The 25,069-nt window shown below is 56.9% G+C and carries 23 protein-coding genes and 2 tRNA genes; 7 read left to right on the top strand and 18 right to left on the bottom strand.

Annotation, left to right across the window (positions count from 1 at the left end):
- Position 1: 1 nt before the first annotated feature.
- Positions 2–1,345: a Na(+)-translocating NADH-quinone reductase subunit A gene (locus FHC52_RS19155; protein ID WP_220420207.1), complete on the bottom strand. Its 1,344-nt coding sequence runs from the start codon at positions 1,343–1,345 to the stop codon at positions 2–4.
- A gap of 298 nt (positions 1,346–1,643) precedes the next feature.
- On the opposite strand from FHC52_RS19155, the gene dpaA reads away from it, so the two are divergent.
- Positions 1,644–2,384: a peptidoglycan meso-diaminopimelic acid protein amidase gene (dpaA, locus tag FHC52_RS19150; protein ID WP_008500261.1), complete on the top strand. Its 741-nt coding sequence runs from the start codon at positions 1,644–1,646 to the stop codon at positions 2,382–2,384.
- Here the strand turns inward: dpaA and FHC52_RS19145 are convergent.
- Both FHC52_RS19145 and lpcA read right to left on the bottom strand, forming a co-directional pair.
- Positions 2,355–3,122: a class II glutamine amidotransferase gene (locus FHC52_RS19145; protein ID WP_008500262.1), complete on the bottom strand. Its 768-nt coding sequence runs from the start codon at positions 3,120–3,122 to the stop codon at positions 2,355–2,357. The genes dpaA and FHC52_RS19145 overlap by 30 nt on opposite strands.
- Before the next feature lie 48 nt (positions 3,123–3,170).
- Positions 3,171–3,749, bottom strand: coding sequence for a D-sedoheptulose 7-phosphate isomerase (gene lpcA, locus FHC52_RS19140; RefSeq protein WP_008500263.1), 579 nt, complete (start codon positions 3,747–3,749; stop codon positions 3,171–3,173).
- A gap of 239 nt (positions 3,750–3,988) precedes the next feature.
- Here lpcA and fadE point away from each other — a divergent pair, with 239 nt between their 5' ends.
- Both fadE and FHC52_RS19130 read left to right on the top strand, forming a co-directional pair.
- The gene (fadE, locus tag FHC52_RS19135; protein ID WP_220420206.1) at positions 3,989–6,433 is read left to right on the top strand and encodes an acyl-CoA dehydrogenase FadE; all 2,445 of its coding nucleotides are present in this window, start codon (positions 3,989–3,991) and stop codon (positions 6,431–6,433) included.
- A 108-nt stretch (positions 6,434–6,541) separates the two neighbouring features.
- On the top strand, positions 6,542–7,312 hold the full coding sequence (locus FHC52_RS19130; RefSeq protein WP_008500265.1) for an amidohydrolase: 771 nt from the start codon (positions 6,542–6,544) through the stop codon (positions 7,310–7,312).
- 57 nt (positions 7,313–7,369) lie between these two features.
- On the opposite strand, the gene FHC52_RS19125 is transcribed toward FHC52_RS19130, so the two are convergent.
- The 9 genes from FHC52_RS19125 to dnaQ form a co-directional block, all read right to left on the bottom strand.
- Positions 7,370–8,971, bottom strand: a complete 1,602-nt coding sequence (locus tag FHC52_RS19125) for a gamma-glutamyltransferase family protein (protein ID WP_126289663.1) — start codon at positions 8,969–8,971, stop codon at positions 7,370–7,372.
- Between the two features lie 9 nt (positions 8,972–8,980).
- The gene (locus FHC52_RS19120) at positions 8,981–9,856 is read right to left on the bottom strand and encodes an ABC transporter permease (protein WP_126289653.1); all 876 of its coding nucleotides are present in this window, start codon (positions 9,854–9,856) and stop codon (positions 8,981–8,983) included.
- Between the two features lie 2 nt (positions 9,857–9,858).
- Positions 9,859–10,800 (bottom strand): ABC transporter permease, encoded by a 942-nt coding sequence (locus FHC52_RS19115; protein WP_008500268.1) that lies wholly within the window; start codon positions 10,798–10,800, stop codon positions 9,859–9,861.
- A gap of 18 nt (positions 10,801–10,818) precedes the next feature.
- Positions 10,819–12,333 carry an ABC transporter substrate-binding protein gene (locus FHC52_RS19110; protein WP_023343412.1) on the bottom strand — a complete coding sequence of 505 codons (1,515 nt, stop codon included), beginning with the start codon at positions 12,331–12,333 and terminating at the stop codon, positions 10,819–10,821.
- Between the two features lie 2 nt (positions 12,334–12,335).
- A complete protein-coding gene (locus tag FHC52_RS19105) occupies positions 12,336–13,418 on the bottom strand; it encodes an ABC transporter ATP-binding protein (protein WP_126289655.1) in 1,083 nt (360 codons plus the stop codon).
- Positions 13,415–14,428: an ABC transporter ATP-binding protein gene (locus FHC52_RS19100; protein ID WP_126289657.1), complete on the bottom strand. Its 1,014-nt coding sequence runs from the start codon at positions 14,426–14,428 to the stop codon at positions 13,415–13,417. The genes FHC52_RS19105 and FHC52_RS19100 overlap by 4 nt, the downstream gene beginning before the upstream one ends.
- Positions 14,425–15,144, bottom strand: coding sequence for a FadR/GntR family transcriptional regulator (locus FHC52_RS19095; protein WP_021242871.1), 720 nt, complete (start codon positions 15,142–15,144; stop codon positions 14,425–14,427). The genes FHC52_RS19100 and FHC52_RS19095 overlap by 4 nt, the downstream gene beginning before the upstream one ends.
- 386 nt (positions 15,145–15,530) lie before the next feature.
- A tRNA-Asp gene (locus tag FHC52_RS19090) sits at positions 15,531–15,607 on the bottom strand.
- Between the two features lie 132 nt (positions 15,608–15,739).
- Positions 15,740–16,471 carry a DNA polymerase III subunit epsilon gene (dnaQ, locus tag FHC52_RS19085; RefSeq protein WP_206805703.1) on the bottom strand — a complete coding sequence of 244 codons (732 nt, stop codon included), beginning with the start codon at positions 16,469–16,471 and terminating at the stop codon, positions 15,740–15,742.
- Positions 16,472–16,535: 64 nt separating this feature from the next.
- Here dnaQ and rnhA point away from each other — a divergent pair, with 64 nt between their 5' ends.
- Complete coding sequence (gene rnhA, locus FHC52_RS19080) at positions 16,536–17,003, top strand: ribonuclease HI (protein ID WP_008500276.1); 468 nt, start codon at positions 16,536–16,538, stop codon at positions 17,001–17,003.
- Here the strand turns inward: rnhA and FHC52_RS19075 are convergent, their stop codons facing one another.
- Complete coding sequence (locus tag FHC52_RS19075) at positions 17,004–17,720, bottom strand: class I SAM-dependent methyltransferase (protein WP_220420205.1); 717 nt, start codon at positions 17,718–17,720, stop codon at positions 17,004–17,006.
- 32 nt (positions 17,721–17,752) lie between these two features.
- Between FHC52_RS19075 and gloB the strand changes: the two genes are divergently transcribed.
- The gene (gene gloB / locus FHC52_RS19070) at positions 17,753–18,511 is read left to right on the top strand and encodes a hydroxyacylglutathione hydrolase (RefSeq protein WP_065101699.1); all 759 of its coding nucleotides are present in this window, start codon (positions 17,753–17,755) and stop codon (positions 18,509–18,511) included.
- A 68-nt stretch (positions 18,512–18,579) separates the two neighbouring features.
- A complete protein-coding gene (mltD, locus tag FHC52_RS19065) occupies positions 18,580–19,944 on the top strand; it encodes a murein transglycosylase D (protein WP_023293221.1) in 1,365 nt (454 codons plus the stop codon).
- A gap of 52 nt (positions 19,945–19,996) precedes the next feature.
- Here the strand turns inward: mltD and FHC52_RS19060 are convergent, their stop codons facing one another.
- From FHC52_RS19060 to FHC52_RS19050, 3 genes are all read right to left on the bottom strand, one after another.
- Positions 19,997–20,770 carry a class I SAM-dependent methyltransferase gene (locus FHC52_RS19060; RefSeq protein WP_219369322.1) on the bottom strand — a complete coding sequence of 258 codons (774 nt, stop codon included), beginning with the start codon at positions 20,768–20,770 and terminating at the stop codon, positions 19,997–19,999.
- 76 nt (positions 20,771–20,846) lie between these two features.
- Positions 20,847–21,647, bottom strand: a complete 801-nt coding sequence (locus FHC52_RS19055; RefSeq protein ID WP_025912579.1) for an endonuclease/exonuclease/phosphatase family protein — start codon at positions 21,645–21,647, stop codon at positions 20,847–20,849.
- Positions 21,648–21,783: 136 nt separating this feature from the next.
- On the bottom strand, positions 21,784–22,959 hold the full coding sequence (locus FHC52_RS19050; protein ID WP_063618721.1) for an MFS transporter: 1,176 nt from the start codon (positions 22,957–22,959) through the stop codon (positions 21,784–21,786).
- Between the two features lie 104 nt (positions 22,960–23,063).
- On the opposite strand from FHC52_RS19050, the gene yafC reads away from it, so the two are divergent.
- Positions 23,064–23,969 (top strand): DNA-binding transcriptional regulator YafC, encoded by a 906-nt coding sequence (gene yafC / locus FHC52_RS19045; protein ID WP_021242864.1) that lies wholly within the window; start codon positions 23,064–23,066, stop codon positions 23,967–23,969.
- Between the two features lie 29 nt (positions 23,970–23,998).
- On the opposite strand, the gene dkgB is transcribed toward yafC, so the two are convergent.
- Positions 23,999–24,802, bottom strand: a complete 804-nt coding sequence (gene dkgB / locus FHC52_RS19040) for a 2,5-didehydrogluconate reductase DkgB (RefSeq protein ID WP_219369321.1) — start codon at positions 24,800–24,802, stop codon at positions 23,999–24,001.
- 160 nt (positions 24,803–24,962) lie between these two features.
- Positions 24,963–25,039: transfer RNA gene (locus FHC52_RS19035), tRNA-Asp, on the bottom strand.
- Between the last annotated feature and the right edge of the window lie 30 nt (positions 25,040–25,069).

Raw genomic sequence — 25,069 nt, 5'->3', positions numbered from 1 at the left:
GTTATCCTTCCTGCTCAATGCGGGTTAACACCTCGCGCAATACCGGTCCATATTCGTATTTTCCCGGACAGACATAGGTACAGAGCGCCAGATCTTCTTCGTCCAGTTCCAGACAGCCCAGCGCCTGCGCGCTGTCGGTATCGCCAGCGAGCAGATCGCGCAACAGCATGGTCGGCAGAATATCCAGCGGCATGACGCGCTCGTAGTTGCCAATCGGGACCATAGCGCGCTCGCCGCCGTGCGTACTGGTCGAGAAGCTAAACAGCTTATTACGCAGGAAGTGCCCCAGCGTGGTACGGGTGACGGAGTATTTTTCCGCACCGGGCAGCACCCAGCCGAACAGCTCTTTCTCGCGGCCTTCCTGCACAATGCTGACCTGCAAATGGAAACGTCCCAGATAGGCGTGCGCCTGCACGGCATGGCGGCCACTGAGGACCGAACCGGAAATCAGCCGGTTTTCGCCTGCCTTGGTTTCTTCGTTCAGCAGTTCATTGATATCCGCGCCAATCAGCGTCTTCACCAGACGCGGGTTTGCAGCCTGCGGCCCACCGATGGCGATGATGCGTTCCGCGCACAGCTCTCCTGAGGTGAAGAGCGTACCGATGGCGATGACGTCCTGATAATTAAGATGCCAGACCTGTTTCGCCAGGCTCACCGGCTCAAGGAAATGGATGTGCGTCCCGACCAGACCCGCCGGATGCGGGCCAGCAAACTCATTAAACGTGACCTGCCCCTGAGGATGACCGCCAAGCTTGCCGCCACCGGCCTGGCAAACGTGGACTTTTCCCGACGTCAGACGGGTTAAAACGGTAAGCCCGGCATCAAAGGCTTTGCGCTGTGCCAGAATAACCGGCTGCGGATCCACGCTGAGCGGGTTGGTATCCATTGCGGTGACGAAAATCGCGGCCGGTTCCGTGCCGGGAACCGGGGATTTACTGAAGGGACGCGTGCGAAGCGCGGTCCATAAACCGGACGCCAGAAGCTGAGCCTGAACAGCCTCACGGCTCAGCGACGCGAGGTCTGCGGCATCGTAACGGGCGAATTCACGCTGTTCATCGCCTTCAATGCGGATCACCACCGACTGCAGAACGCGCCGTTCGCCACGGTTGATCGCCACAACGGTGCCGCTCGCGGGGGCTGTAAACACCACGCCGGGATTTTTTTTGTCCTCAAAGAGCGCCTGGCCTTTGATCACGCGATCGCCTTCCTGTACCAACATCGAAGGACGCATTCCCAGGTAGTCGTCGCCCACAATGGCGACATGACGGACACTTGCGCCTGTCGAAACGTGCTGCGCGGGCACGCCTGCAATCGGCAGATCAAGTCCTTTTTTGATTTTAAACATGTGGTTAGCAGGTTTCCATGAACAACAATCCAGTGGCCGCGAAGTGTAACATTTTCCCCTTCTCGCGGGCAGCGAATCCGCCGTCGCGCGCGCCAAATTGCGAGCTAATGCGCAAAGTTCCTGGAGCCATCGCGATTTTGATGGTTTATAAAGTAAAACTAATTTGTAAACTCACCGCCCGGCTCTTGCGAAAATCTATAGCGGTGCTAATGTGAGCGCTCCTAACAGAATAATCTGATTTCGGGTCTCTTTTGCCGTCCTGGCAAGTTGGTCATGGTTTTATCAAGGAACTAGTAGTATGCGTAAAATCGCATTGTTCATTGCGATGCTTCTGATTCCGTGCATGTCGTTTGCCGGACTGCTCAGCAGTAATAGCTCAACGACGCCGATCAGCAAAGAATATAAACAGCAGTTAATGGGATCGCCGGTTTATATTCAGATCTTCAAGGAAGAACGCACTCTCGATCTGTTTGTAAAAATGGGTGAGACGTATCAGCTGCTTGATAGCTACAAAATCTGTAACTACTCCGGTGGATTAGGGCCAAAACAGCGTCAGGGCGATTTCAAAAGTCCGGAAGGGTTCTACAACGTTCAGCGTAGCCAGCTCAAACCAGACAGCCGTTTCTATAAAGCCATCAATATCGGTTTCCCGAATGCCTATGACCGTGCACACGGTTATGAAGGTAAATACCTGATGATCCACGGTGCCTGCGTGTCTATCGGCTGCTACGCGATGACCGATTCCGGCATTGATGAGATTTTCCAGTTTGTCACCGGCGCGTTGGTCTTTGGTCAGCCAAACGTTCAGGTCAGCATCTATCCGTTCCGCATGACGGATGCCAACATGGCGCGTCACAAGTATTCGTACTACGCGGATTTCTGGAAACAGCTGAAACCCGGCTATGACTACTTCGAGCAGACTCACAAGCCGCCTGTTGTCTCGGTTGTGGATGGCCGTTACGTGGTCAGCAAGCCGCTGAGCCACGAAGTTGTCCATCCACAGCTGGCGTCAAATTACACGGTCCCCGAGACAAAATAGCACCCACTCGCCTGGCATAATCTTTTGCCAGGTTTCGTTGCCCGTCAGCGGCTGCGTTGCAATAACAGTGACCACATCGTTCGGTGTGGTCTCCTTCTGAAAGTCTATCTCCACATCCTGATCGAGCAGCGTTGCCACGCCAAACGGCGCACGGCGGGTGATCCAGAACAAATTCGTCGAGCAGAACGCCATCACATAGCGGCCGTCTGAGAGCAGCATGTTGAACACGCCTTTTTCGCGTAGCTCGGTCGCCAGCGTCGCGATGTATTTAAACACGGCAGCCATGTTGCCTGGCGTGCGGGGATAGCGCTCCGTCAGCTTGTGCAGCAGCCAGCAAAAGGCTTTTTCGCTGTCGGTTTCGCCTACCGGGCGGAAATTGCCCGTCTCCAGCGACTTATAGCCCGTGAGTTGCCCGTTGTGCGCGTAGGTCCAGTTACGCCCCCACAGCTCACGGGTAAACGGATGGGTATTTTCCAGCGCCACTTCGCCACGGTTGGCCTGGCGAATGTGGGCAATCACCGAGCGGGACTTGATGGGATAGTCCTGCACCAGTTTGGCAATCGGTGAGTTAAAGCTGGGCTGTGGATCTTTGAACGTGCGACACCCTTTGCCTTCGTAGAAGGTGATGCCCCAGCCGTCTTTATGCGGCCCGGTTCCCCCACCGCGCTGAACCAGCCCGGTGAAGCTAAAGCAGATATCGGTTGGCACATTGGCGCTCATCCCGAGCAGTTCGCACATACATCACCTCCACAACAGCGGGGGGCACCGGCGCCCCCCAGCGAAGTCTTACTTAGCCATCTCTTTTTCGATCAGCTGGATCAGGATGTGGATCACTTTGATGTGAATTTCCTGAATGCGGTCAGCATAACCGAAGTGCGGAACGCGAATTTCAACATCCGCCGTACCGTCCATCTTACCGCCATCTTTGCCCGTCAGGGTGATGACTTTCATCCCTTTTTCACGTGCAGCAGTAATCGCTTTGATCACGTTGCCGGAGTTGCCGGAGGTAGAGATCCCCAGCAGCACGTCGCCTTCACGGCCTACCGCTTCAACGTAGCGGGAGAAGATGTGGTCGTAACCGAAGTCGTTGCCTACGCAGGAGATGTGGCTCACGTCGGAAATCGCAATCGCCGGGTAGCCAGGACGGTTTTCGCGATAGCGTCCGGTCAGCTCTTCTGCGAAGTGCATCGCGTCACAGTGAGAGCCGCCGTTACCGCAGGAGAGCACTTTGCCACCCGCTTTGAAGCTGTCGGCCAGCAGGACCGCCGCGCGCTGAATAGCGTGAATATTGGCATCATCTTTCAGAAAGTTCGCCAGCGTTTCCGCCGCTTCGTTCAGTTCGTTACGAATAAGATCCTGGTACATGAGGATAATCCTTCAGTATTGATGAAATAACACAGTGGAGTGTACCGGATAGCGGGAAAAGCGAGAAGCTAAAGCCATGCGAAACGTCCGGCGTTTTGCTTTTTCGTGCCGGGTAAAACGCGAACAATGTGAACCAGGTTGTAATTATTTTGTAAACACATTGCTAAAGGAAATAACATCAACTACAACCATATCATCACAAGTGGTCAGACCTCCTACAAGCAAGGGAGCTTTTCTTTATGATGATTTTGAGCATTCTCGCAACCGTTGTTCTGCTCGGTGTGTTGTTCTATCACCGCGTCAGTTTATTCCTGAGCAGCCTGATTCTTCTGGCCTGGACGGCTGCGCTTGGCGTCGCAGGTCTCTGGACTATCTGGCTTTTAGTCCCTCTTGCCATCATCCTTCTGCCGTTTAACTTTGCCCCGATGCGTAAATCAATGATTTCTGCACCGGTGTTCAAAGGCTTCCGCAAGGTGATGCCGCCCATGTCGCGTACTGAAAAAGAAGCGATTGATGCGGGCACCACCTGGTGGGAAGGCGACCTGTTCCAGGGCAATCCGGACTGGAAAAAGCTGCATAACTACCCGCAGCCGCGTCTGACCGCGGAAGAGCAGGCGTTTATTGACGGCCCGGTAGAAGAAGCCTGCCGTATGGCGAACGACTTTGCCATCACCCATGAAATGGCCGACCTGCCGCCAGAGCTGTGGGCCTACCTGAAAGAGCATCGCTTCTTCGCGATGATCATTAAGAAAGAGTACGGCGGTCTGGAATTCTCCGCTTACGCTCAGGCTCGCGTGCTGCAAAAGCTGGCAGGCGTTTCCGGGATCCTGGCGATCACCGTTGGCGTACCGAACTCCTTAGGCCCAGGCGAACTGCTGCAGCATTACGGTACGGAAGAGCAGAAAGATCATTACCTGCCGCGTCTGGCTCGCGGTCAGGAAATTCCTTGCTTCGCGCTGACCAGCCCGGAAGCAGGCTCCGATGCGGGCGCGATTCCGGATACCGGCGTGGTCTGCATGGGCGAGTGGCAGGGCGAGCAGGTGCTGGGCATGCGCCTGACCTGGAACAAGCGTTATATCACGCTGGCCCCTATCGCCACCGTGCTGGGTCTGGCCTTTAAGCTCTCTGACCCGGAAAGACTGCTGGGCGGCGAAGAAGATCTGGGCATTACCTGTGCGCTGATCCCAACCTCCACCCCGGGCGTTGAGATTGGTCGTCGTCACTTCCCGCTGAACGTGCCGTTCCAGAACGGTCCAACCCGCGGCCAGGATATCTTTGTGCCGATTGATTACATCATCGGTGGTCCAAAAATGGCCGGTCAGGGCTGGCGTATGCTGGTGGAATGTCTGTCGGTGGGCCGCGGCATTACCCTGCCGTCGAACTCAACCGGCGGTCTGAAGTCGGTGGCGATGGGGATTGGTGCCTACGCGCACATCCGCCGTCAGTTCAAAATCTCCATCGGCAAGATGGAAGGTATCGAAGAGCCGCTGGCGCGTATCGCGGGCAACGCCTACGTAATGGACGCTGCCGCCACGCTGATTACCTACGGCATTATGCTGGGCGAAAAACCAGCCGTACTGTCGGCCATTGTGAAGTACCACTGTACCCACCGCGCGCAGCAGTCAATTATTGACGCGATGGATATCGCGGGCGGTAAAGGCATTATGCTCGGCGAAGGCAACTTCCTGGCGCGCGGCTATCAGGGCGCACCGATTGCCATCACCGTGGAAGGGGCAAACATCCTGACCCGCAGCATGATGATCTTCGGTCAGGGCGCAATTCGCTGCCATCCATACGTGCTGGAAGAGATGGCCGCGGCGCAGAACAACGACGTGGATGCCTTCGATAAGCTGCTGTTCAAACATATCGGTCACGTGGGCAGCAACAAGGTGCGCAGCTTCTGGCTGGGCCTGACGCGCGGCCTTACCAGCGCCACGCCGACCGGCGATGCAACTAAACGTTATTATCAGCATCTGAACCGTCTGAGCGCCAACCTGGCCCTGCTGTCTGACGTTTCCATGGCGGTGCTGGGCGGCAGCCTGAAGCGTCGCGAACGTATCTCTGCCCGTCTGGGCGATGTGCTGAGCCAGATCTTCCTGGCCTCTGCGGTCCTGAAACGTTACGACGACGAAGGCCGTCAGGAAGCGGATCTGCCGCTGGTGCACTGGGGCGTGCAGGATGCGTTGTATCAGGCTGAACAGGCGATTGACGATCTGCTGGCGAACTTCCCGAACCGCTTCGTGGCAGGCGCCCTGCGCGTGGTGATCTTCCCGACCGGTCGTCACCATCTGGCACCGTCCGACAAGCTGGACCACAAACTGGCGAAGATCCTGCAGGTTCCGAGCGCAACCCGTTCCCGCATCGGCCGCGGTCAGTACCTGGCACCGACGCCGCATAACCCGGTGGGTCTGCTGGAAGAGGCGCTGCTTGACGTGATGGCCGCCGATCCGATTCACCAGAAGATCTGTAAACAGCTGGGCAAAAACCTGCCGTTTACCCGTCTGGACGAACTGGCAAAACAGGCGCTGGCCGGTGGCATTATCAATAAAGATGAGGCCGCTCTGCTGGTGAAAGCCGAAGAGAGCCGTCTGCGCAGCATTAACGTGGATGATTTCGAACCGGACGAGCTGGCGACGCAGCCGGTAAAGCTGCCGGAGAAGCACCGTAAACCTGAAGCGGCATAACGCGTTTCGCTTACCTAAACCCCGCCTCGCGCGGGGTTTTTTATTGCCACATTTTCTCGTTATGTCGTGCTACAGTGTCAAAAAGTGGTCGTTTGAGGAGCCTGTATCGTGCCTGGTCTGAAGATTTCTATTTTGCAGCAACCTTTAGTGTGGATGGATGGCCCCGCCAACCTGCGCCACTTCGATCGTCAACTCGAAGACATTACCGGGCGTGATGTGATTGTCCTGCCGGAAATGTTCACCACCGGCTTCGCCATGGAAGCGGCAAAACAGTCAATGCCGCAGGAGGAGGTGGTCGCCTGGATGCATGCCAAAGCGCAGCAGACCAACGCGCTGATTGCCGGTAGCGCCGCGCTGCAAACGGAGCGCGGCCCGGTGAACCGCTTCCTGCTGGTCGAGCCGGAAGGAAAGGTGCATTTCTACGACAAGCGTCACCTGTTCCGTATGGCGGATGAGCACCATCACTATGAAGCCGGTAACGAACGCGTGGTGTTCGAGTGGCGCGGCTGGCGTATTCTGCCGCTGGTCTGCTACGACCTGCGCTTCCCGGTGTGGTCGCGCAACCGCAACGATTACGACCTGGCGCTATATGTGGCCAACTGGCCTGCACCGCGCTCCCTGCACTGGCAGTCGCTGCTCGTGGCGCGCGCGATTGAAAACCAGGCGTACGTGGTGGGCTGCAACCGCGTGGGGACGGACGGCAACGGGCATCACTATCGCGGCGACAGCCGGGTGGTGAATCCGCAGGGCGAGATTATCGCCACCGCCGAGCCGCATCAGGCGACGCGTATTGATGCGGAGCTGTCCTTGACGGCGCTGAAGGAGTACCGGGAGAAGTTTCCGGCGTGGCAGGATGCGGATCCTTTTAGCATTGAGTGAAAAAAAAGCCGGGTGGCGGCTACGCCTTACCCGGCCTACCAATGTTGCTCGCTTCTTTTAACTCACCAACGCCTGCCCGTCTTTGCGGCTTTCCGTCGCGGCCACGTAGTGTCCTTCCGGCAGGCGGTAAATCACCTGCGCACCACCGAAGTTGTAATCCTGAAGGGGATCTTCCACCACAATCTGATGCCCGCGCTCGCGCAGCGCGGCAATCGTGTTGCGATCGAACGTCGATTCAACGATCACCTCCCTGCCCTGCACCACGCGCCAGCGCGGCGCATCGATTGCCGCCTGCGGGTTTTGCCCGTGCAGCATGATGCGCAGCGCCATCTGCATGTGCCCCTGCGCCTGCATCGGGCCGCCCATCACGCCGAAGGACATCAGCGGCTGGCCGTTGCCGTCCATCGCAAAGCCCGGAATGATGGTGTGGAACGGGCGCTTGCTGCCCGCCAGCGCGTTCGGGTGCTTCGGATCCAGCACAAAGCCGCAGCCCCGGTTTTGCAGGCTGATCCCGGTATCCGGCACCACAATGCCTGAACCGAAGCCCATATAGTTGGACTGAATAAACGAGACCATCATCCCGCTGGCGTCCGCGGTGCTGATGTAGACCGTGCCGCTCTGCGTCGGGGAACCGTAGACAAAATCAGAGGCATAGTCGTGGTTGATCAGCGCCGCGCGCGACTTCAGATAATGGTCGCTCAGCAGCTCTTTTGCCGCGAAGGCCATGTGTTCTTCGTCCGCCACGTAGCGGTCGAGATCCGCCAGCGCCAGCTTCATCGCCTCGATGGACAGATGCAGAGACTGCACGGAATCCGGATGATGCTTCTCAATGCCGCACTGCTCAAGGATGCCGAGCGCAATCAGCGTGGCGATCCCCTGACCGTTAGGCGGGAGCTCCTGCACCGAACCGCCCGCGAAGTCGCGCGACAGCAGCTTTACCCAGTCCACGCGATGGTTGGCCAGATCCTCAGCCGTCAGGTGCGCGCCATGTTCTTTGGCGAAAGCGGCAATTTTCTGCGCCAGCTCGCCGCGGTAAAAGGCGTCGCCGTTAGTTTTCGCAATCAGCTCCAGCGAGTTCGCCTGCGCCGGGTTACGGAAGATCTCCCCCACGCGCGGGGCGCGGCCTTCCGGCGCGAAGCAGGCGCTGAAGCCCGGCTGATCTTTCAGCTTGTGATAGCCGCGCTGCCAGAGATGCCCAATCAGTGGGGAGACCGGGAAGCCGTTGCGCGCGTAGTCAATGGCGGGCTGCGCCAGGGTGGTCAGCGGCAGCGTGCCGAAGCGTTCCGCCAGGGCGACCCAGCCGGATACCGCCCCCGGCACGGTCACCGCGTCCCAGCCGATTTCGGGCACCGCGGTTTTTCCGGCAAACAGATCCGCGTGCCAGCTCGCAGGCGAACGACCGGAGGCGTTCAGGCCGTGCAGCTTTTCACCGTCCCAGACGATAGCAAAGGCGTCGCTGCCGATGCCGTTGCCGGTCGGCTCGACCACCGTCAGCGCCATGGCGGCGGCTATGGCCGCATCCACGGCATTCCCGCCCAGCTGCAGCATCTTCATTCCCGCCTGCGCCGCCAGCGGCTGCGAAGTGGCAACAGCGTTATGGCCCAGCATCGGCGGACGGCGTGAAGCGTAACCGGACGTAAAATCTAGCGCTTTGGTCATCATGACTCCTTAGTCGTGGCGCGGATCGAGCGCATCGCGCAGCCCGTCGCCGAGTAAATTGAAGCCCTGCACGGCAAGGAAAATCGCCACGCCGGGGAAAATGGACATCCACGGAGCCTGTTCAAGAAAACCTTTGGCGGTGTTGAGCATGGAGCCCCAGGACGGATTGGGCGGCTGCTGTCCCAGCCCCAAAAACGACAGGCTGGCTTCAGCGATTATCGCCGAGGCAATCGCCAGCGTGGCCTGCACCAGAATCGGCGACATCACGTTGGGCAGAACGTATTTGATGATGATCCAGCGATCCGGCAGGCCAATTGCCCGCGCGCCGTCGATGTACTCTTCGTTGCGAATGGCGATCACCTGGCCGCGCGTCAGGCGGGCGAAGATCGGCATCGCGGAAAGGCCGATGGCGATCATCGCGTTCGTCAGGCTCGGGCCCAAAAACGCCCCCAGCGCGATCGCCATGATCAGGAACGGGCAGGCCAGCAGCGCCTCGATCACGCGCGAGATGACGCCGTCCCACATCTTCTGGAAGTAACCCGCCACCAGCCCCAGCGGTACGCCGATAACCACGGCAATCACCACAGACATACAGCCCGCCATCAGCGAGGTGCGTGCCCCCCAGATAATGCGGGATAGGATGTCTCGCCCCAGCTCGTCGGTGCCGAACCAGTACATCGCCGACGGCGCTTTGCGCACCGCCAGGAAGTTGGCTTTGACCGGGTCGAACGGGGCGATCCACGGCGCCAGCAGCGCCACCAGCACAAACAACCCCACCACTGCCGCGCCAATGAGCGCGCTTTTATTGGCGAGGAATTTTTTCAATACCCGGTTTTGCGCCCGCGGCAGTGCGGGCACAACGGTTTGGGTCGTCATTTCCGCCATCGTTAGCCTCGCATTTTCGGGTTGATAAGGACGTAAAGCACGTCGGCCAGCAGGTTGAGCATCAGGAAGCCGATGGCGACGATCAGCACCACGCCCTGCACCACCGCGTAATCACGGTTAAATACCGAATCGACGATCATCTTGCCGAAGCCCGGAATGGTGAACACCTGCTCGGTCAGCACCGCGCCGCCCAGCAGTTCGCCAAACAGCAGCGTGGTGAGGGTAATCACCGGCACCAGCGCGTTGCGAAAGGCGTGCTTTAAGATCACCGCCTTCGGCAGCAGCCCTTTCGCCCGCGCGGTACGGATGTAATCCGCTTTCAGCACGGCAATCATCGAGGCGCGGGTGTGGCGCATCAGCGTTGCCGCCAGGCCAGTTCCGAGCACGGACGCGGGCAGCAGCAGCGTGCGCAGGTTCTGGAGCGGGTCTTCACTGAACGGCACGTAGCCGGACGCGGGTAGCCACTGCAGGTTTACCGAAAAGACCAGAATCAGCAGGATCCCCAGCCAGAAGTGCGGGATCGAGATCCCCGAGATCGCCACGAAGTTCGCCCCGTGATCGACCCAGCTGTTTTTGTTCACCGCCGCGAGGATCCCCATGCTGATGCCAAACACCAGTGCGATAATCATCGCCAGCAGCGACAGCTCAAGCGTCACCGGTAGCTTGCTGGCAATCAGCTGCGTCACCGGTTCGTGCGTGCGTAAGGAGACGCCCAGATCGCCCTGCAGCGCCCGCGTCAGCCAGTGGAAATACTGCACCGGGATCGGCGCATCGAGGTTCAGCTCCGCGCGCAGCTGGGCGATGACCGCCGGGTCGCGCTCCTCCCCGGCCATGGCGATCAGCGGGTCGCCGGGCAGCAGCTTTTGCAGCCCAAACACCATCATGCTCACCAGCAACAGCGTCGGGACGGCCAGCAGCAGACGTTTGCAAATCAGTTCCAGCATGGGCTCTCCTCAGGACACTTATTTCGCAAGCGTTAAGCCAGCCAGACGCACGATGCCGTCCGGGTACGGCTTAAAGCCCTGCACGCTTTTGTTCAGGCCAAAAATACGCGGCTCGAAGTAGAGGTAGGCAATCGGCATGTCGGTTTGCAGCTGCTTCACCACCTTGTCGTACAGCGGCTGGCGCGCGGCCTGGTCGGTACTCTGGCGCGCCTGGGTCAGCCACTCATCGACCTGCGCGTTGCTGTAGCGGCCGTCGTTCAGGGTGCCTTTGCTGTTGATAAAGCCGTAGATGCTGCCGTCCGGATCCGGGCGCCCCGACCAGCCGGAGAAGCTCAGCTGATAGTCCCCGCTCTGCTGGCGGTCCAGCAGCGTGGCGAATTCGGTCATCTGCAGGTTCAGGTTAAAGCCCGCCTCGGCGACCATCGCCTGCAGCACCTGCCCCACCTGCTGCGAGGTTGGGTTGTTCGGCACCAGCAGGTTGACGGTCAGCGGCGCGGTGACGCCTGCCGCTTTGAGCAGGGCTTTGGCTTTATCGACGTCACGCGGCGGGACCGGCAGGTTGACGTGATACGGACTCACCGTGGAAAACGCCTGGTTGGCTGGCGTATACAACCCTTCAAAGACCACCTGATTTAGCGCATCGCGGTCGATGGCCTGAGAAAACGCTTCGCGTACTCGAGCGTCCTTGAACGGATCGTTGGCGGGCACCTTGCCGTTATTGATGTTGAAAGTGATGCCCTGATAGCCCAGACCGGTCACCTTCGCCAGCGCCAGCTTGCTGTCGGCTTCGACGGTTTTAACGTCGCTGGCGGCGATGCCTTCGGTCAGATCAAGATCGCCCGCGCGCAGGTTCGCGAGGCGCACGGAGGCATCCGGGATCGGCAGATAGATGATTTTGTCGAAGTGGTAGGCGTCTTTGTTCCAGTAGTTGTCGAAGCGGGTCAGAACGATGCGGTCCTGGGAGACGCGGCTGTCGAATTTATACGGGCCGGAACAGACCGGATGGGCGGCAAAGTCAGGCTTTTTTGCCGCTTCAGGGGCCATCATGGCGCCCGCACGGTCGGTGAGCTGCATCAGCAGTGCCGCATCCGGCGTTTTCAGGTGCAGGGCAATCTGCATCGGACCGGTGACCTCGACCGATTCAACGGAGGAGATCTCGCTTTTACGCAGGGAGCCTTTTAAGGTCAGGGCGCGGTCGAGGTTGTATTTTGCCGCGGCGGCATCGAATTTCTCACCGTCGTGGAAGGTCACGCCTTCGCGCAGGTTGAGCGTCAGGGTTTTACCGTCGTCACTCCACGCCCAGTCTTTGGCCAGACCGGGGACGACCTTCAGGTTTTCATCCACATCCACCAGCCTGTCGCACAGGGAGGCAAAGACGAAGCGGCCATAGTAGGTGCGCGCCAGATGCGGGTCGAGCATGTCCGGGTCAGCCCCCAGGCCAATACGCAGCACGCTTTCAGAATGGGCGGGCAGCGCCGCGCCAAGCAACATAACACTTCCCAGTACGGTCAAAAGAGAATTACGCATTGTCATTATCATGAGTTCCTTGAAGGAAGGGACGGGTGGGTGGCCGCGTGTTCAAACAGCGCGCGGCGGCGCAGAAAAGCAGCGGATGGCGGTGCGATCTGGATAACGCTGCGATCGCGGTTGATCTCCTGCCAGCGATGACAGGCAACCTGACGCCCGCCGTCGAGCACCTGACTAATCGGCTCGACCTGACGGCATTCGTCGGTGACGTACGGGCAGCGGGTGTGGAAACGGCAGCCGGACGGCGGACTGGCCGGGTTCGGTAAGTCCCCCTGCAGCAGCGGCGCGTCGCGTTCAGCGCCCGGCTGCATCTGCGGTGCCGAGGCGATCAGCGCCTGGGTATAGGGGTGCAGCGGTGCGTCAAAGATCTCATCGACGCTGGCAAGCTCAACGATTTGCCCGAGGTACATGACCGCCACACGGTCGCTCATATGGCGAATAACAGCCAGACCGTGGGCGACAATCACCATCGTCAGCCCCAACTGGTGCTTCAGGCTTTCCAGTAAATTGACCACCTGCGCCTGCACCGACACATCCAGCGCGGATACCGGCTCATCGCCCAGCAGCAGCTTTGGTCCTGAGGCCAGCGCGCGCGCAATGCCGATACGCTGGCGCTGCCCGCCGGAAAACTCGTGCGGGTAGCGCCCGGCCCAGGCGGCGGGCAGGCCCACGGTCTTAAGCAGTTCGGCAACGCGGTACTGCCGGTCCCCTTTCTTCATGTTCTGGTGCAGCCACAGCGGCTCACCGACGATCTGCTCCACCGTCATGCGCGGGTTCAGGGAGGCGAAGGGATCCTGAAAGATGATCTGCAGCTCGCGGCGGAGCTGATTGAGGCGCGCGCCCGAGGCGTGGGTGATCTCTTCCCCCTGATAAAACACGCGCCCTTCGCTGGCGGCCAGCAGGCGCAGCAGCAGGCGGCCAAGCGTGGATTTTCCGGAACCGGACTCGCCGACAATCGCCAGCGTTTCGCCCGGCATCACGGCAAGCGACACGCGATCGACCGCCGTGACGAACCGGGCCGGGGTAAAGAGTTTTTTCGGGCCGGGGAACAGCTTGCTGAGGTCCCGAGCTTCCAGAATGGGCGTGGTCATGCGGTCTCTCCCAGGGCGATGTGGTGTTCGAGCGGCACGCGGAAGCAGGCAACCCGATGGCCCGCGCCGAGCGTGGTGAGCGGCGGTTTTTCATCATGGCAGCGCGACTGCGCAAACGGGCAGCGCGTTGCGAAACGGCAGCCTTGCGGCATGGATTCCGGCAGCGGGACCGATCCGGGAATAGTGGAAAGCGGGCCCTTGCGTGCGCCAAGGGAGGGGATCGAGCCCATCAGGCCGATGGTGTACGGGTGCTGCGGGTCGGCAAATATCGCCTCGACGCTCCCCTGCTCTACCACCTGTCCGGCATACATCACCGCCACCTGCTGCGCCACTTCGGCCACCACGCCTAAATCGTGGGTGATCATCAGCACCGCCGTGCCGGTTTCCTCTTTCAAGGTGTTGAGCAAGGTGAGGATTTGCGCCTGGATAGTGACGTCGAGCGCGGTGGTCGGCTCGTCGGCAATCAATAATTTAGGATGATTGATCAGCGCCATGGCAATCATCACGCGCTGGCGCATGCCGCCGGAAAGCTGGTGGGGATAGGCCTTCAATCGCATCTCTGCTGCCGGAATCTGCACTTTCTCGAGGATCTGCAGCGCGATCTTCATCGCCTCTGCGCGCGAGACGTCCTGATGACGCATAACCGCCTCGCTCAGCTGATCGCCCAGCGTAAACGCCGGATTGAGCGAGGTCATCGGCTCCTGGAAAATCATCGCCAGCTCGCTACCGCGCAGATCGGCATATTCCCGCGGCGAGAGCTTGCGCAGATCGTGGCGACGAAACTGCATCTCCCCGCTGACGATCCGTGCGCTGGCGGGCAGTAACCCCATCAGCGCCAGGGAGGTGATACTTTTCCCACAGCCGGATTCTCCCACCAGCACCAGCGTTTCGCCCGCCCTGACGGTCAACGAGATACCGTCAAGCACGCTTACCGGCGAGCCCGCGAACGTAACGTTGAGGTTTTTTACTTGCAATACGGGCGTGGCGTCCTTGAAGGGGATTGTCGTCATGGCGTGAAGTCGTCCTCGAGGTGGATCGCCTGAATCAGGGCGGTTTGCAGGCTGAGCAGGTGTTCGCGCATCGCGGTCGCGGCCTCGTTAGGCTGGCGATGGATAATGGCAGCCATGATCTTGTGATGGTGGTCGTTATAGCTATCGACACGCTCGGGGGTGCGTGCCAGCTCGCGCAGATGCTGCCAGCCCGGTTCACGCCGCACGGCATCAATGGCATCAAACAGGCCGAGCATCAGGCGGTTGCCAGCCGCTTCCGCAATGGCGCGGTGAAAGGCGCTATCCCACAGTTCGTTGAGATCGCGGTCATCCGGGCTGACCTTGTCGATGCGTTCCAGCATGCGCTGCATGAGCGCAAGGTTTTCCCTGGTGGCACGCAGTGCCGCAAGCCGGGCTAAGCCGGGTTCCAGCTGCAGACGAGCTTCCATCACTTCCAGAAGGTTGGTTTGCTGAACCAATCCCTGAAGGGCCAGCGGTTCAACGGGTGCAGCCGGGCCGATAAAGGTCCCTTTGCCCTGCTTACGCCAGATGCGCCCCTCTTCTTCCAGCACGTCCAGCGCGCGACGCACTTCACGTCGTCCTACGCCGAGTGTGTCCGACAGCTCACGTTCCGTGGGCAGCGGAGTGCCTGGTGTTGACTCGTGCTGGTTGATTAGCCCGCGCAGCTGTTCAAGCGCGGTGCTGGAATTTGCCAGAAACCGTGACGGTTTTTCCATATTGGTTCGCTCGCTTTCATCATTGCTTTATTTTTATTAACGATAAGTTATTGATATGGAATGACGCTTATCGTGCTAATGATTAAGCAATAACCAAACCAATCTGCAATTGGTTCAGTAATTTTTTGCATAGCGGGTTATAAGCAGATGATTCTGTATGAATTCTTTTTTACAGAGAGACACAATCTGACTCGAGCCTGAATAGCTGACGGTGGAAAAATGCACAACAACAGTGCAAAGAATGCACTAATGATGTGCAATTGTTAATTAATTGCACTATTGATATTAACTTTTTGTTAACTACAAGTCAGAAGAGAGGGAATGGAATCACAGCTGGCTGAAACGACGAAGGCCTGAATCATTTCTGATTCAGGCCTTCTGAATAGTGGCGGAACGGACGGGACTCGAACCCGCGACCCCCTGCGTGACAGGCAGGTATTCTAACCGACTGAACTACCGCTCCACTGTTCCCGTTTGGGGAACGAGGCGCATATTACGGTGCGCCTCCGATCTCGTCAACGCTTTTTCTCGCGTTTTGAATCGTTTGCTGCAAAAATCGCCCAAACGATGTTTTTACAGGCATTCCGGCGTTTTTTCAGGCACGCCAGAGACAGCTGCCGCCCTTCTTCTGCACCAGATCAAGACGGGATTCGTGATTAAGCAGCTCTTCATCACTGGCTAAAACAACCCGCAGCCGGCTTGCCTGACGGACGACACGCTGAATACCCGCTTCGCCCTGCGTTTGCTGCGACTCATTTTCCATACTGAACTTCATAGACGTCTGCCCACCGGTCATCGTCAGATAGACATCGGCGAGGATCTGGGCATCGAGCAACGCCCCGTGGAGCGTTCGTTTGGTATTATCTATCTCGTAGCGCGAACACAGTGCATCCAGGCTGTTACGCTTGCCGGGGAACATTTTCCTCGCCAGCGCCAGACTGTCTGTCACCTTACAGAAGGTATTCGTCTTCGGGATACCACGGTTAAGCTTGCTGAATTCATAATCCATAAAGCCGATATCGAACGAGGCGTTATGGATAACAAGCTCAGCGCCCCTGATGTATTCCAGGAATTCGTCAGCCACGTCCGCAAACGTCGGCTTATCCAGCAAGAACTCATCGGCAATACCGTGAACGCCGAACGCTTCGGGATCCACCAGCCGATCGGGCTTGAGATAGACGTGGAAGTTGTTCCCCGTAAGACGACGGTTCACCACTTCAACGGCGCCGATCTCAATGATCTTATGCCCTTCGTAGTGCGCGCCGATCTGGTTCATACCGGTGGTTTCGGTATCGAGGACGATCTGGCGAGTAATTGCAGTGCTCATAGCGGTCATTTATGTCAGACTTATCGTTTAACTGAACGTTTCAAATACAGGAAGTCTACCAGAGATGCGTAAACAGGTAGAAATTTTCACCGATGGATCTTGTCTCGGCAACCCGGGTCCCGGCGGCTACGGCGCGATTATGCGTTATCGCCAGCATGAAAAAACTTTTAGCGAAGGCTATTTTCTGACCACCAACAACCGGATGGAGCTCATGGCGGCCATCGTGGCGCTGGAGGCATTAAAAGAACATTGTGACGTGGTGTTAAGTACCGACAGCCAGTACGTTCGTCAGGGAATTACCCAGTGGATCCATAACTGGAAAAAACGCGGCTGGAAGACTGCCGATAAGAAACCGGTCAAGAACGTCGATCTCTGGAAACGGCTTGATGCCGCCCTGGGCCAGCACCAGATCAAGTGGGAGTGGGTTAAAGGGCACGCCGGTCATCCGGAAAACGAACGCTGTGACGAACTGGCGCGTGCGGCAGCCGCTAACCCTGCGCATGAGGACGCGGGCTATCAGCCTGAATCCTGATCAGGGCTTTCTGTACTGCCGCGTGGCGCCAACGGTCTGGCGGATCGGCGTTTTCGATTTGCTCTGCTTCATGGGATTAAGCGTAAGGGGAATGGTTCGCTTACGCGCGACGATAAACTGCATGCAGCCTAAGGCAGGCAAATGCGTGCTCAACAAGACGCCCCCCTGCCGTGCCCAGGGCAGCACCTGAAAGCCGCAGTAGCAGAGCACTTCGAAGTTAAGCAGTGACAGCCAGTCGAGCTGGCGCATCATGGTGAACATCCGGCTGTTGTAAGGCGGCGTCCGGCGCAGCACCGGTACCAGCTTTCGCAGGCCCATCAGGCTCAGCGGGTTGAATCCGCTCAGCACCAGCCAGCCGTCATCAATCAGCACGCGATCGGCTTCGCGAAGCAGACGGTGCGGATCGCTGCACCAGGGTAACGTATGTGCGAGCAAACACGCATCAACGGATTTTTCCGCAAACGGCAGATGTAACGGGTCTGCTTTCACCTGAACCGGCGATCCGCCGAGAGAGACGTTCACCTGATGCGAGATAGCGCAGCTTTCGGTATTGATTTCCGCGCTGAGATTGCCAATCTTAAGCAGGTGAAAGCCATACATTTTCGCGAGCCAGGGCTTCAGCTGTTGCTCTAACGCCTCGCGATAGTATTCACCCCAGGGCAGTTCCGCCCAACGTTCCGGTGCTGCGACAGTCTGAGGTATCCTTGCCGGTTTCATCAACACACCCGCCACGCTATAAGAGGTAATGTATGAATCTTATCAGTATTTCTGCTTTTGAGGACAATTACATCTGGGTTTTGGTTGACGATGAACGTCGATGCGTCATTGTCGATCCCGGAGAATCCGCCCCCGTACTGCGCGCAATAGAAGAGAACGGCTGGCAGCCGGAAGCCATTCTGTTGACGCATCACCATAACGATCATACGGGCGGTGTACCTGAACTGCGTACCCATTTTCCGCATGTTGTGGTTTACGGACCGTCAGAGGCACAAGATAAGGGTGTCACGCAAGTAGTCGAAGAAGGCGAAAAAATCCTCATACGCGAGTGGGAGTTTTCCGTATTTGCCACACCGGGTCACACTTTGGGACATCTGTGTTTCTACAGTAAGCCTTATCTTTTTTGCGGTGACACGCTGTTCTCAGGGGGCTGCGGAAGGCTGTTTGAAGGAACACCAGCGCAAATGTATCAGTCTTTACAGAAGATTAACGCATTACCCGATGACACCGTTATTTGTTGCGCGCATGAGTATACATTAGGGAATATGAAGTTTGCCGTCAGCCTGTTGCCTGAGGATCGGGCGATTCAGGATTATTATCACAAAGTGAAGGAGTTACGTGCAAAAAACCAAAACACACTCCCCGTAATTCTGAAAAACGAGCGCCAAATTAATTTATTTTTGCGAACATATGATATTGATTTAATTAGCAAAATTAACCAAGAAACAAATTTGCAACAACCAGAACAGCGATTTGCATGGTTAAGGTCAAAGAAAGATAACTTCAGATAATTGCTGGTTGCCTTTTCAAAAATTCGCCGTTATCATCGCTCGTCTTTTAAGCAACTATTGACACACACATGAAGGCAAAAGCGATATTACTCGCCTCTGTCCTGCTTGTAGGTTGCCAGTCGCAGAACGGCAGCAACGTACAACAGCACGCACAGAGCCTTTCTGCAGCTGGTCAAGGGGAAGCAGGGAAGTTTACAAGTTCGGCGCGCTGGATGGACGATGGGACATCTTTCGCGCAGGAGCAAGACTTGTGGACCTCTATTGGCGACGAGCTAAAGATGGGAATTCCGGAAAACAGCCGGATTCGCGAACAGAAACAGAAGTATTTAAGTAATAAGAGCTATCTCCACGATGTAACGTTACGGGCAGAGCCGTATATGTACTGGATAGCCGGGCAAGTTAAGAAACGTAACATGCCTATGGAGCTGGTACTCCTACCCATAGTGGAGAGCGCTTTTGACCCACACGCGACGTCTGGCGCCAATGCCGCAGGCATTTGGCAGATCATTCCGAGCACCGGGCGAAACTATGGTCTGAAACAGACCCGCAACTATGATGCGCGTCGCGATGTTGTCGCTTCAACGACAGCCGCTCTCGACATGATGCAACGTCTGAACAAGATGTTTGACGGCGACTGGCTGTTAACGGTCGCAGCGTACAATAGCGGCGAAGGTCGTGTACTGAAGGCAATGAAAGCGAATAAAGCACGGGGTAAATCCACCGATTTTTGGTCGCTCTCACTGCCACAGGAAACAAAGATTTACGTACCGAAAATGCTGGCTTTGAGCGATATTCTCAAGAACAGCAAGCGTTACGGTGTACAACTGCCAACACCAGACGAAAGTCGTGCACTGGCGCGCGTTCGCCTCAGCAATCCGGTTGATATTCAACAGGTTGCTGATATGACGGGTATGTCGGTAAGTAAATTGAAAACCTTTAATGCTGGCGTTAAAGGCTCAACGCTGGGGGCGAGTGGCCCGCAGTATGTAATGGTTCCGCAGAAACATGCTGAGCAGTTACGTGAGTCTTTAGCTTCGGGTGAAATCGCCGCCGTTCAGTCAACGCTGATCGCGGATGCATCATCAGTTAACAGCCGCAGCTATAAGGTTCGTTCAGGTGATACGCTTTCGGGCATTGCGTCACGTCTTGGCGTGAATGCGAAAGATCTGCAGCAGTGGAATAACCTGCGCAGTTCAGGCCTGAAAGTGGGTCAAACTCTGACGGTGGGTGCAGGTAGCAGCGCACAGCGTCTCGCCAGCAACAGCGATAGCATTACCTATCGCGTGCGTAAGGGTGATTCGCTGTCCAGTATCGCAAAACGTCACGGCGTGAACATCAAAGATGTGATGCGCTGGAACAATGATACTGACAATCTGAAACCGGGCGACCAGCTGACGCTGTTTGTGAAGAACAGCGCAACGCCAGACTCCTGATAACACGACCGAAAGATAAAAAGGCACCGATTCCCCTCGGTGCCTTTTTTGTTTATCCCGCTTTTTGCGCTTCCGCCATGATGGTATCGCTGGTAAATGAACCATCGTCCTGCAGTTCAAAGTACGCCTTCACCTCTGCCGACGCACTCTCCTGATACAGCCTGATAGCCTGGCTTAATGCTTCCGGGGTGCGCATACGCGCAATCCACGAGCTAAACTCCAGCGGTAAACGGTCTGTGATTAACGATCGCGCGATCAGCCCCGCTTCCGTGATAAGCGATAACCACTCTCCGCTGGCGTAGTTTTGCACATGGGAGGTGTCGCGCAGCGCTTCCACCGTCTGCAGCCAGATATTACGTACCGGATGCCCAGGTGACATGACATCCATAATAATGAAGATGCCACCCGGCTTCAGAACGCGTTTGGCTTCGCGTAATGCCTGGCCAACATCATGCCAGTGGTGCGCGGAATAACGGCTGATCACCACCTCAAACGAGGCATCATCAAAAGGTAAGGATTCGGCATAGCCCTGGCGCGTATCGATGTTGCCCAGTCCCTTCGCTTTCGCCGCTTCAGCAACCACCTCCAGCATCTGGCTGGATAAGTCATATGCGGTTACGTGCGCCACCTGCTGCGCAGCCGTGAAGCTGGCATGCCCTGCCCCACAGCCTAAATCCAGCACGTGCGCCTGCGGGAATGCCGACAGGCGCTCACCGAGGCGTACCAGATCGCGACCTGAAGCGTGCACGGCGCTGCTCAGATAGGCATTTGCCTGAGAACCAAACTGTTTTTCTACGTTGGCATGATGGGAGTGTGTTGTTGTCATCGTACTGTCCTTTGTGGGTTAAAAATAGAAGGGCAGCACCCGCGCAGGTCTGCCCCACGGCAGACCTGACACACCATTATTTATCAGGTTTGCCGGGACTGAATTCGACTAGTAGAGGGTTATGATCGGAGGCGCGCGTCACCAGCACAGAGGCGTCGTGCACGCTTAAACCACGGTAGAAGACAAAATCGAGAGGACGACCAAAGGCTTTTTTGCGCTGGTCATCGCTAAAACGGACTTCACGCAGCGACATTTCGCGCGCAAAGCGGTACAGCGCATTCATGCGCGGGCGACTCCAGGCATTGAAATCACCGGCCATAATGATCGGCCCACTGTGATGCGCAATCTGATCGCCGATCGGAAGTAACTGCTTGCTATAAACATCCACGCCCAGGCTGAAGTTTACCGCGTGGATATTCACGACCATCAGCATACGGGTATCCGGCAGTGGATAGACCGTCACCAGTGCCGATTTCGCCAGACGCAGGATAGGCTCGCGTTCGCGCAGTGGACAACAATAGACCGGATGTGCTGCTGAAAGCGTCATCACCCCCGAGGGGTGCTGAGGCAGAACAAAGGCCGGTACCTGGTCGGCGGCAAGATAGTGAGTGGTGGCAAACCGGACCAGCTCAGGGGTGGTTTGCGCCTCCTGGAGCAGAACCAGATGGGCATCTTTGCCAAAATTCTTGAGTACCGATAACCACTCCGCACGCTGCTGCTTAAAGATATTCCACACCAGTACGCGGATTTTTTCATCGCTGCTTAACGGTGTGCCGGCGGGTAATGCCTGACTGATGCTCGCAAACGACCCCGGAGGCAAGATCCTCTCCGCGGGCATTCCGGCAACATAACGCATGGCATAGGTATTTTTTCGCACTTTTGGAAACAGCCTCTGTAACATGAACCAGTCCGGAAAACGGACTGGTTCTAATGTTATAGGGACTTTAGGTCACACTTTCAACGCAATTTCTGAGAAACCGCTTTCCAGTTTTGTAAGCCAGCGCTTACTGATGTTACCCCAGCGCAACGCGGGCTGGCTTATCCAGACGTCCGCTCATGCCAATCAGCAGGAAGGCGATCAGGACAATCACCGCGCCAATCCACGGGGTCTGGGTCAATCCGAAGTGCTCGACGGTTTGTCCGCCAATAATTGAACCCAGCGCAATACCAATATTAAATGCGGCAATGTTCAGCCCCGATGCCACGTCCACCGCATTTGGCGTATAAAGCTCGGCTTTCTGTACAACGTAGACCTGAAGCCCTGGCACATTACCAAAAGCGAAGATCCCCATGACCAGTACCGTAACCAGCGCGGCGTACTGTATCGAGGCGGTGAACTGGAAAATCATCAGCAGAACAACCAGCGCGGCGAAGATGAATTTCAGCGCCGGCACCGCACCATGCTTATCCGCAAGCTTGCCGCCCCAGATATTGCCAATCGCAACGGAAATACCGTACCCCAGCAAGATCCAGCTCACGGCGTTGGGAGAGAAGCCCGCCAGGTCCTGCATCATCGGTGCCAGGAAGGTAAAAGCAGTGAATACGCCACCATAGCCCAGTGCCGTAACCGCGTAGATGATCAGCAAACGCGGATGCGTAAGTACCTTCAGCTGATCGCTCAAGCTAGCGCTGGCCCGGCCTGGAATATTCGACGGCACCAGCAGCAGGCTGGTCACCAGGGCAATGACGCCCAGTAGGGAGACGGCCAGGAACGTTTCACGCCAGCCGAAGTGTTGTCCGATAAACGTGCCCAACGGTACGCCCGTAACGAGTGCAACGGTCAACCCACCGAACATGATCGCAATGGCGGATGCCGCTTTCTCTTTGGGTACCAGGCTGGTTGCAATAGTAGAACCAATCGAGAAGAACACCCCGTGAGCAAGGCCGGTCAACAGCCGAGCGATGACCAGCGTGGTGTAGTCCGGCGCCTGCCAGGCCAGAATGTTGCCGGCGGTGAACAGCACCATCAGTGCAACTAACAGCTGCTTACGCGGAAAGCGTCCGGTCAGGGCCGTCAGGACTGGCGCACCGACAGCAACGCCCAGGGCGTAGATGGACACCAGCAATCCGGCGGAGGGCAGCGAGATCGCAAGCTGGTTAGCAATGGTGGGAACCAGTCCCACGATAACAAATTCGGTCGTGCCAATTGCGAAGGCACTGATCGTCAGGGCAAGTAGCGCCAGTGGCATAAAATACTCCGTATCATCAGGATTAAGATGACAGGCAGTATGCGCCAGTGCTTAAATAACAAAAATGGTCAAAATCTCAATAGAATTTTGCGGGTGGTGCAACAATGAAAGCAACGTCAGAAGAGCTGACAATCTTTGTCGCCGTGGTTGAAAGCGGCAGCTTTAGCCGCGCGGCCGAACAGCTGGGACAGGCTAACTCAGCCATCAGCCGCTCGGTAAAAAAGCTGGAGATGAAGCTTGGGGTGAGTCTGCTCAACCGAACGACGCGGCAGCTGAGCCTGACGGAGGAAGGTGAGCGTTATTTTCGCCGCGTGCAGTCGGTACTGCAGGAGATGGCCGCAGCAGAGACCGAGATTATGGAGACCCGCAGCACGCCGCGTGGGTTACTGCGCATTGATGCAGCCACGCCGGTTGTGCTGCACTTTCTGATGCCGCTAATCAAACCTTTCCGTGAACGCTATCCGGAGATGACGCTCTCTCTGGTCTCGTCCGAGACGTTTATTAACCTCATCGAGCGAAAGGTAGATGTGGCGATCCGGGCCGGAACGCTGACCGATTCCAGCCTGCGCGCCCGCCCGCTGTTTGCCAGCTACCGTAAAATTATCGCGTCGCCACAGTATATTGCTGAACATGGCAAACCGGAGACGGTTGAGGAGTTGAAACAGCATTTGTGCCTGGGCTTCACGGAACCCGTTTCGCTAAATACCTGGCCCGTCGCCTGCCCTGACGGTCAGTTGCATGAGATCACCTGCGGGTTGTCGTCCAACAGCGGGGAGACGCTGAAGCAATTGTGTCTTGAAGGCAACGGTATCGCCTGTTTGTCTGACTATATGATTGATAAGGAGATTGCGCGGGGTGAACTGGTGGAATTGATGGCCGATAAACGCCTGCCAGTGGAAATGCCTTTTAGCGCGGTGTATTACAGCGACAGAGCGGTGAGTACGCGCATTCGTGCCTTTATCGATTTTCTGAGTGAACATATAAAAACAGCTCCCGGAGGAGCTGTGTGAGGGTTCAGGTTACAGAGGGTGGGTCAAACTTAATCCCAGTTTGGCGCTAAGCCTTCCGGGCTGACCAGGCGATCGTTGCACTCCAGGGCTGCGATCGCTTTTTTATCGTCAGCATCCAGATGAAGATCCGTTGCTAACAGGTTGCTCGCCAGGTTTTCACGCTTAGTGGATGATGGGATCACGGCATACCCTTCACCCATTGCCCAAGCCAGTATTACCTGCGCAGCCGTCGCATTATGCTTCTCGGCGATACGGATAATCACCTCATCTTTCAGCGCCTTACCGTAGGCCAGCGTCATGTATGAGGAGATGTGGATCCCATGCTGTTTTGCCCAGTCCACCACTTTGCGGTTTTGCAGATATGGAGAGAGCTCAATCTGGTTGGTTGCAATATTTTCTGCGCCAACAGCAGCAATGGCTTTTTCCATCAGCGGGATCGTGAAGTTGGAGATCCCAATTTCGCGGGTTAAGCCCTGCTTTTTCGCTTCCAGCAGCGCCTGCATGAATTCTTCCACAGAGACGGCATCGTTCGGTGATGGCCAGTGGACCAGCGTCAGATCCACGTAGTCAGTACGCAGTTTTTTCAGGCTTTCTTTCAGGCTTGGGATCAGCTTGTCTTTGCTGAGATTCTCAATCCAGATTTTCGTGGTAATAAATAGCTCATTACGCGGCACATCGCTCTCTTCGAGAGCTTGTCCAACGGCAGCTTCGTTTTCATAGATCTGCGCCGTATCAACAGCACGGTAGCCCAGTTCGAGTGCGGTTTTAACTGATGCGATAACTACGTCGTCTTTCAGGCGGAAAGTGCCCAAACCAAATGCAGGGAGAGTCATACTATTCCTCAATCATTATGTTCGTAAACTGAGGACGATTATCGCTGGCGGTGTTATAGAGAAAAAGATCGCAAAATGCAGAGGATTTTTGCTGATTTCGCAATAATTAAACGTCAGATAAGAAAAAAGCCCTGAGCGTTAGCTCAGGGCTTTTAATAAGTGGCGGAACGGACGGGACTCGAACCCGCGACCCCCTGCGTGACAGGCAGGTATTCTAACCGACTGAACTACCGCTCCACCGAAGACTGCTTGTAACCACCGGATTAA

The organism is Enterobacter sp. EC_64 (genome assembly GCF_019584165.1).
GTDB lineage: Bacteria > Pseudomonadota > Gammaproteobacteria > Enterobacterales > Enterobacteriaceae > Enterobacter > Enterobacter roggenkampii.
The sequence above is the reverse complement of the archived record's forward strand: the minus strand, read 5'-3'. Positions and strand labels throughout refer to the sequence as shown.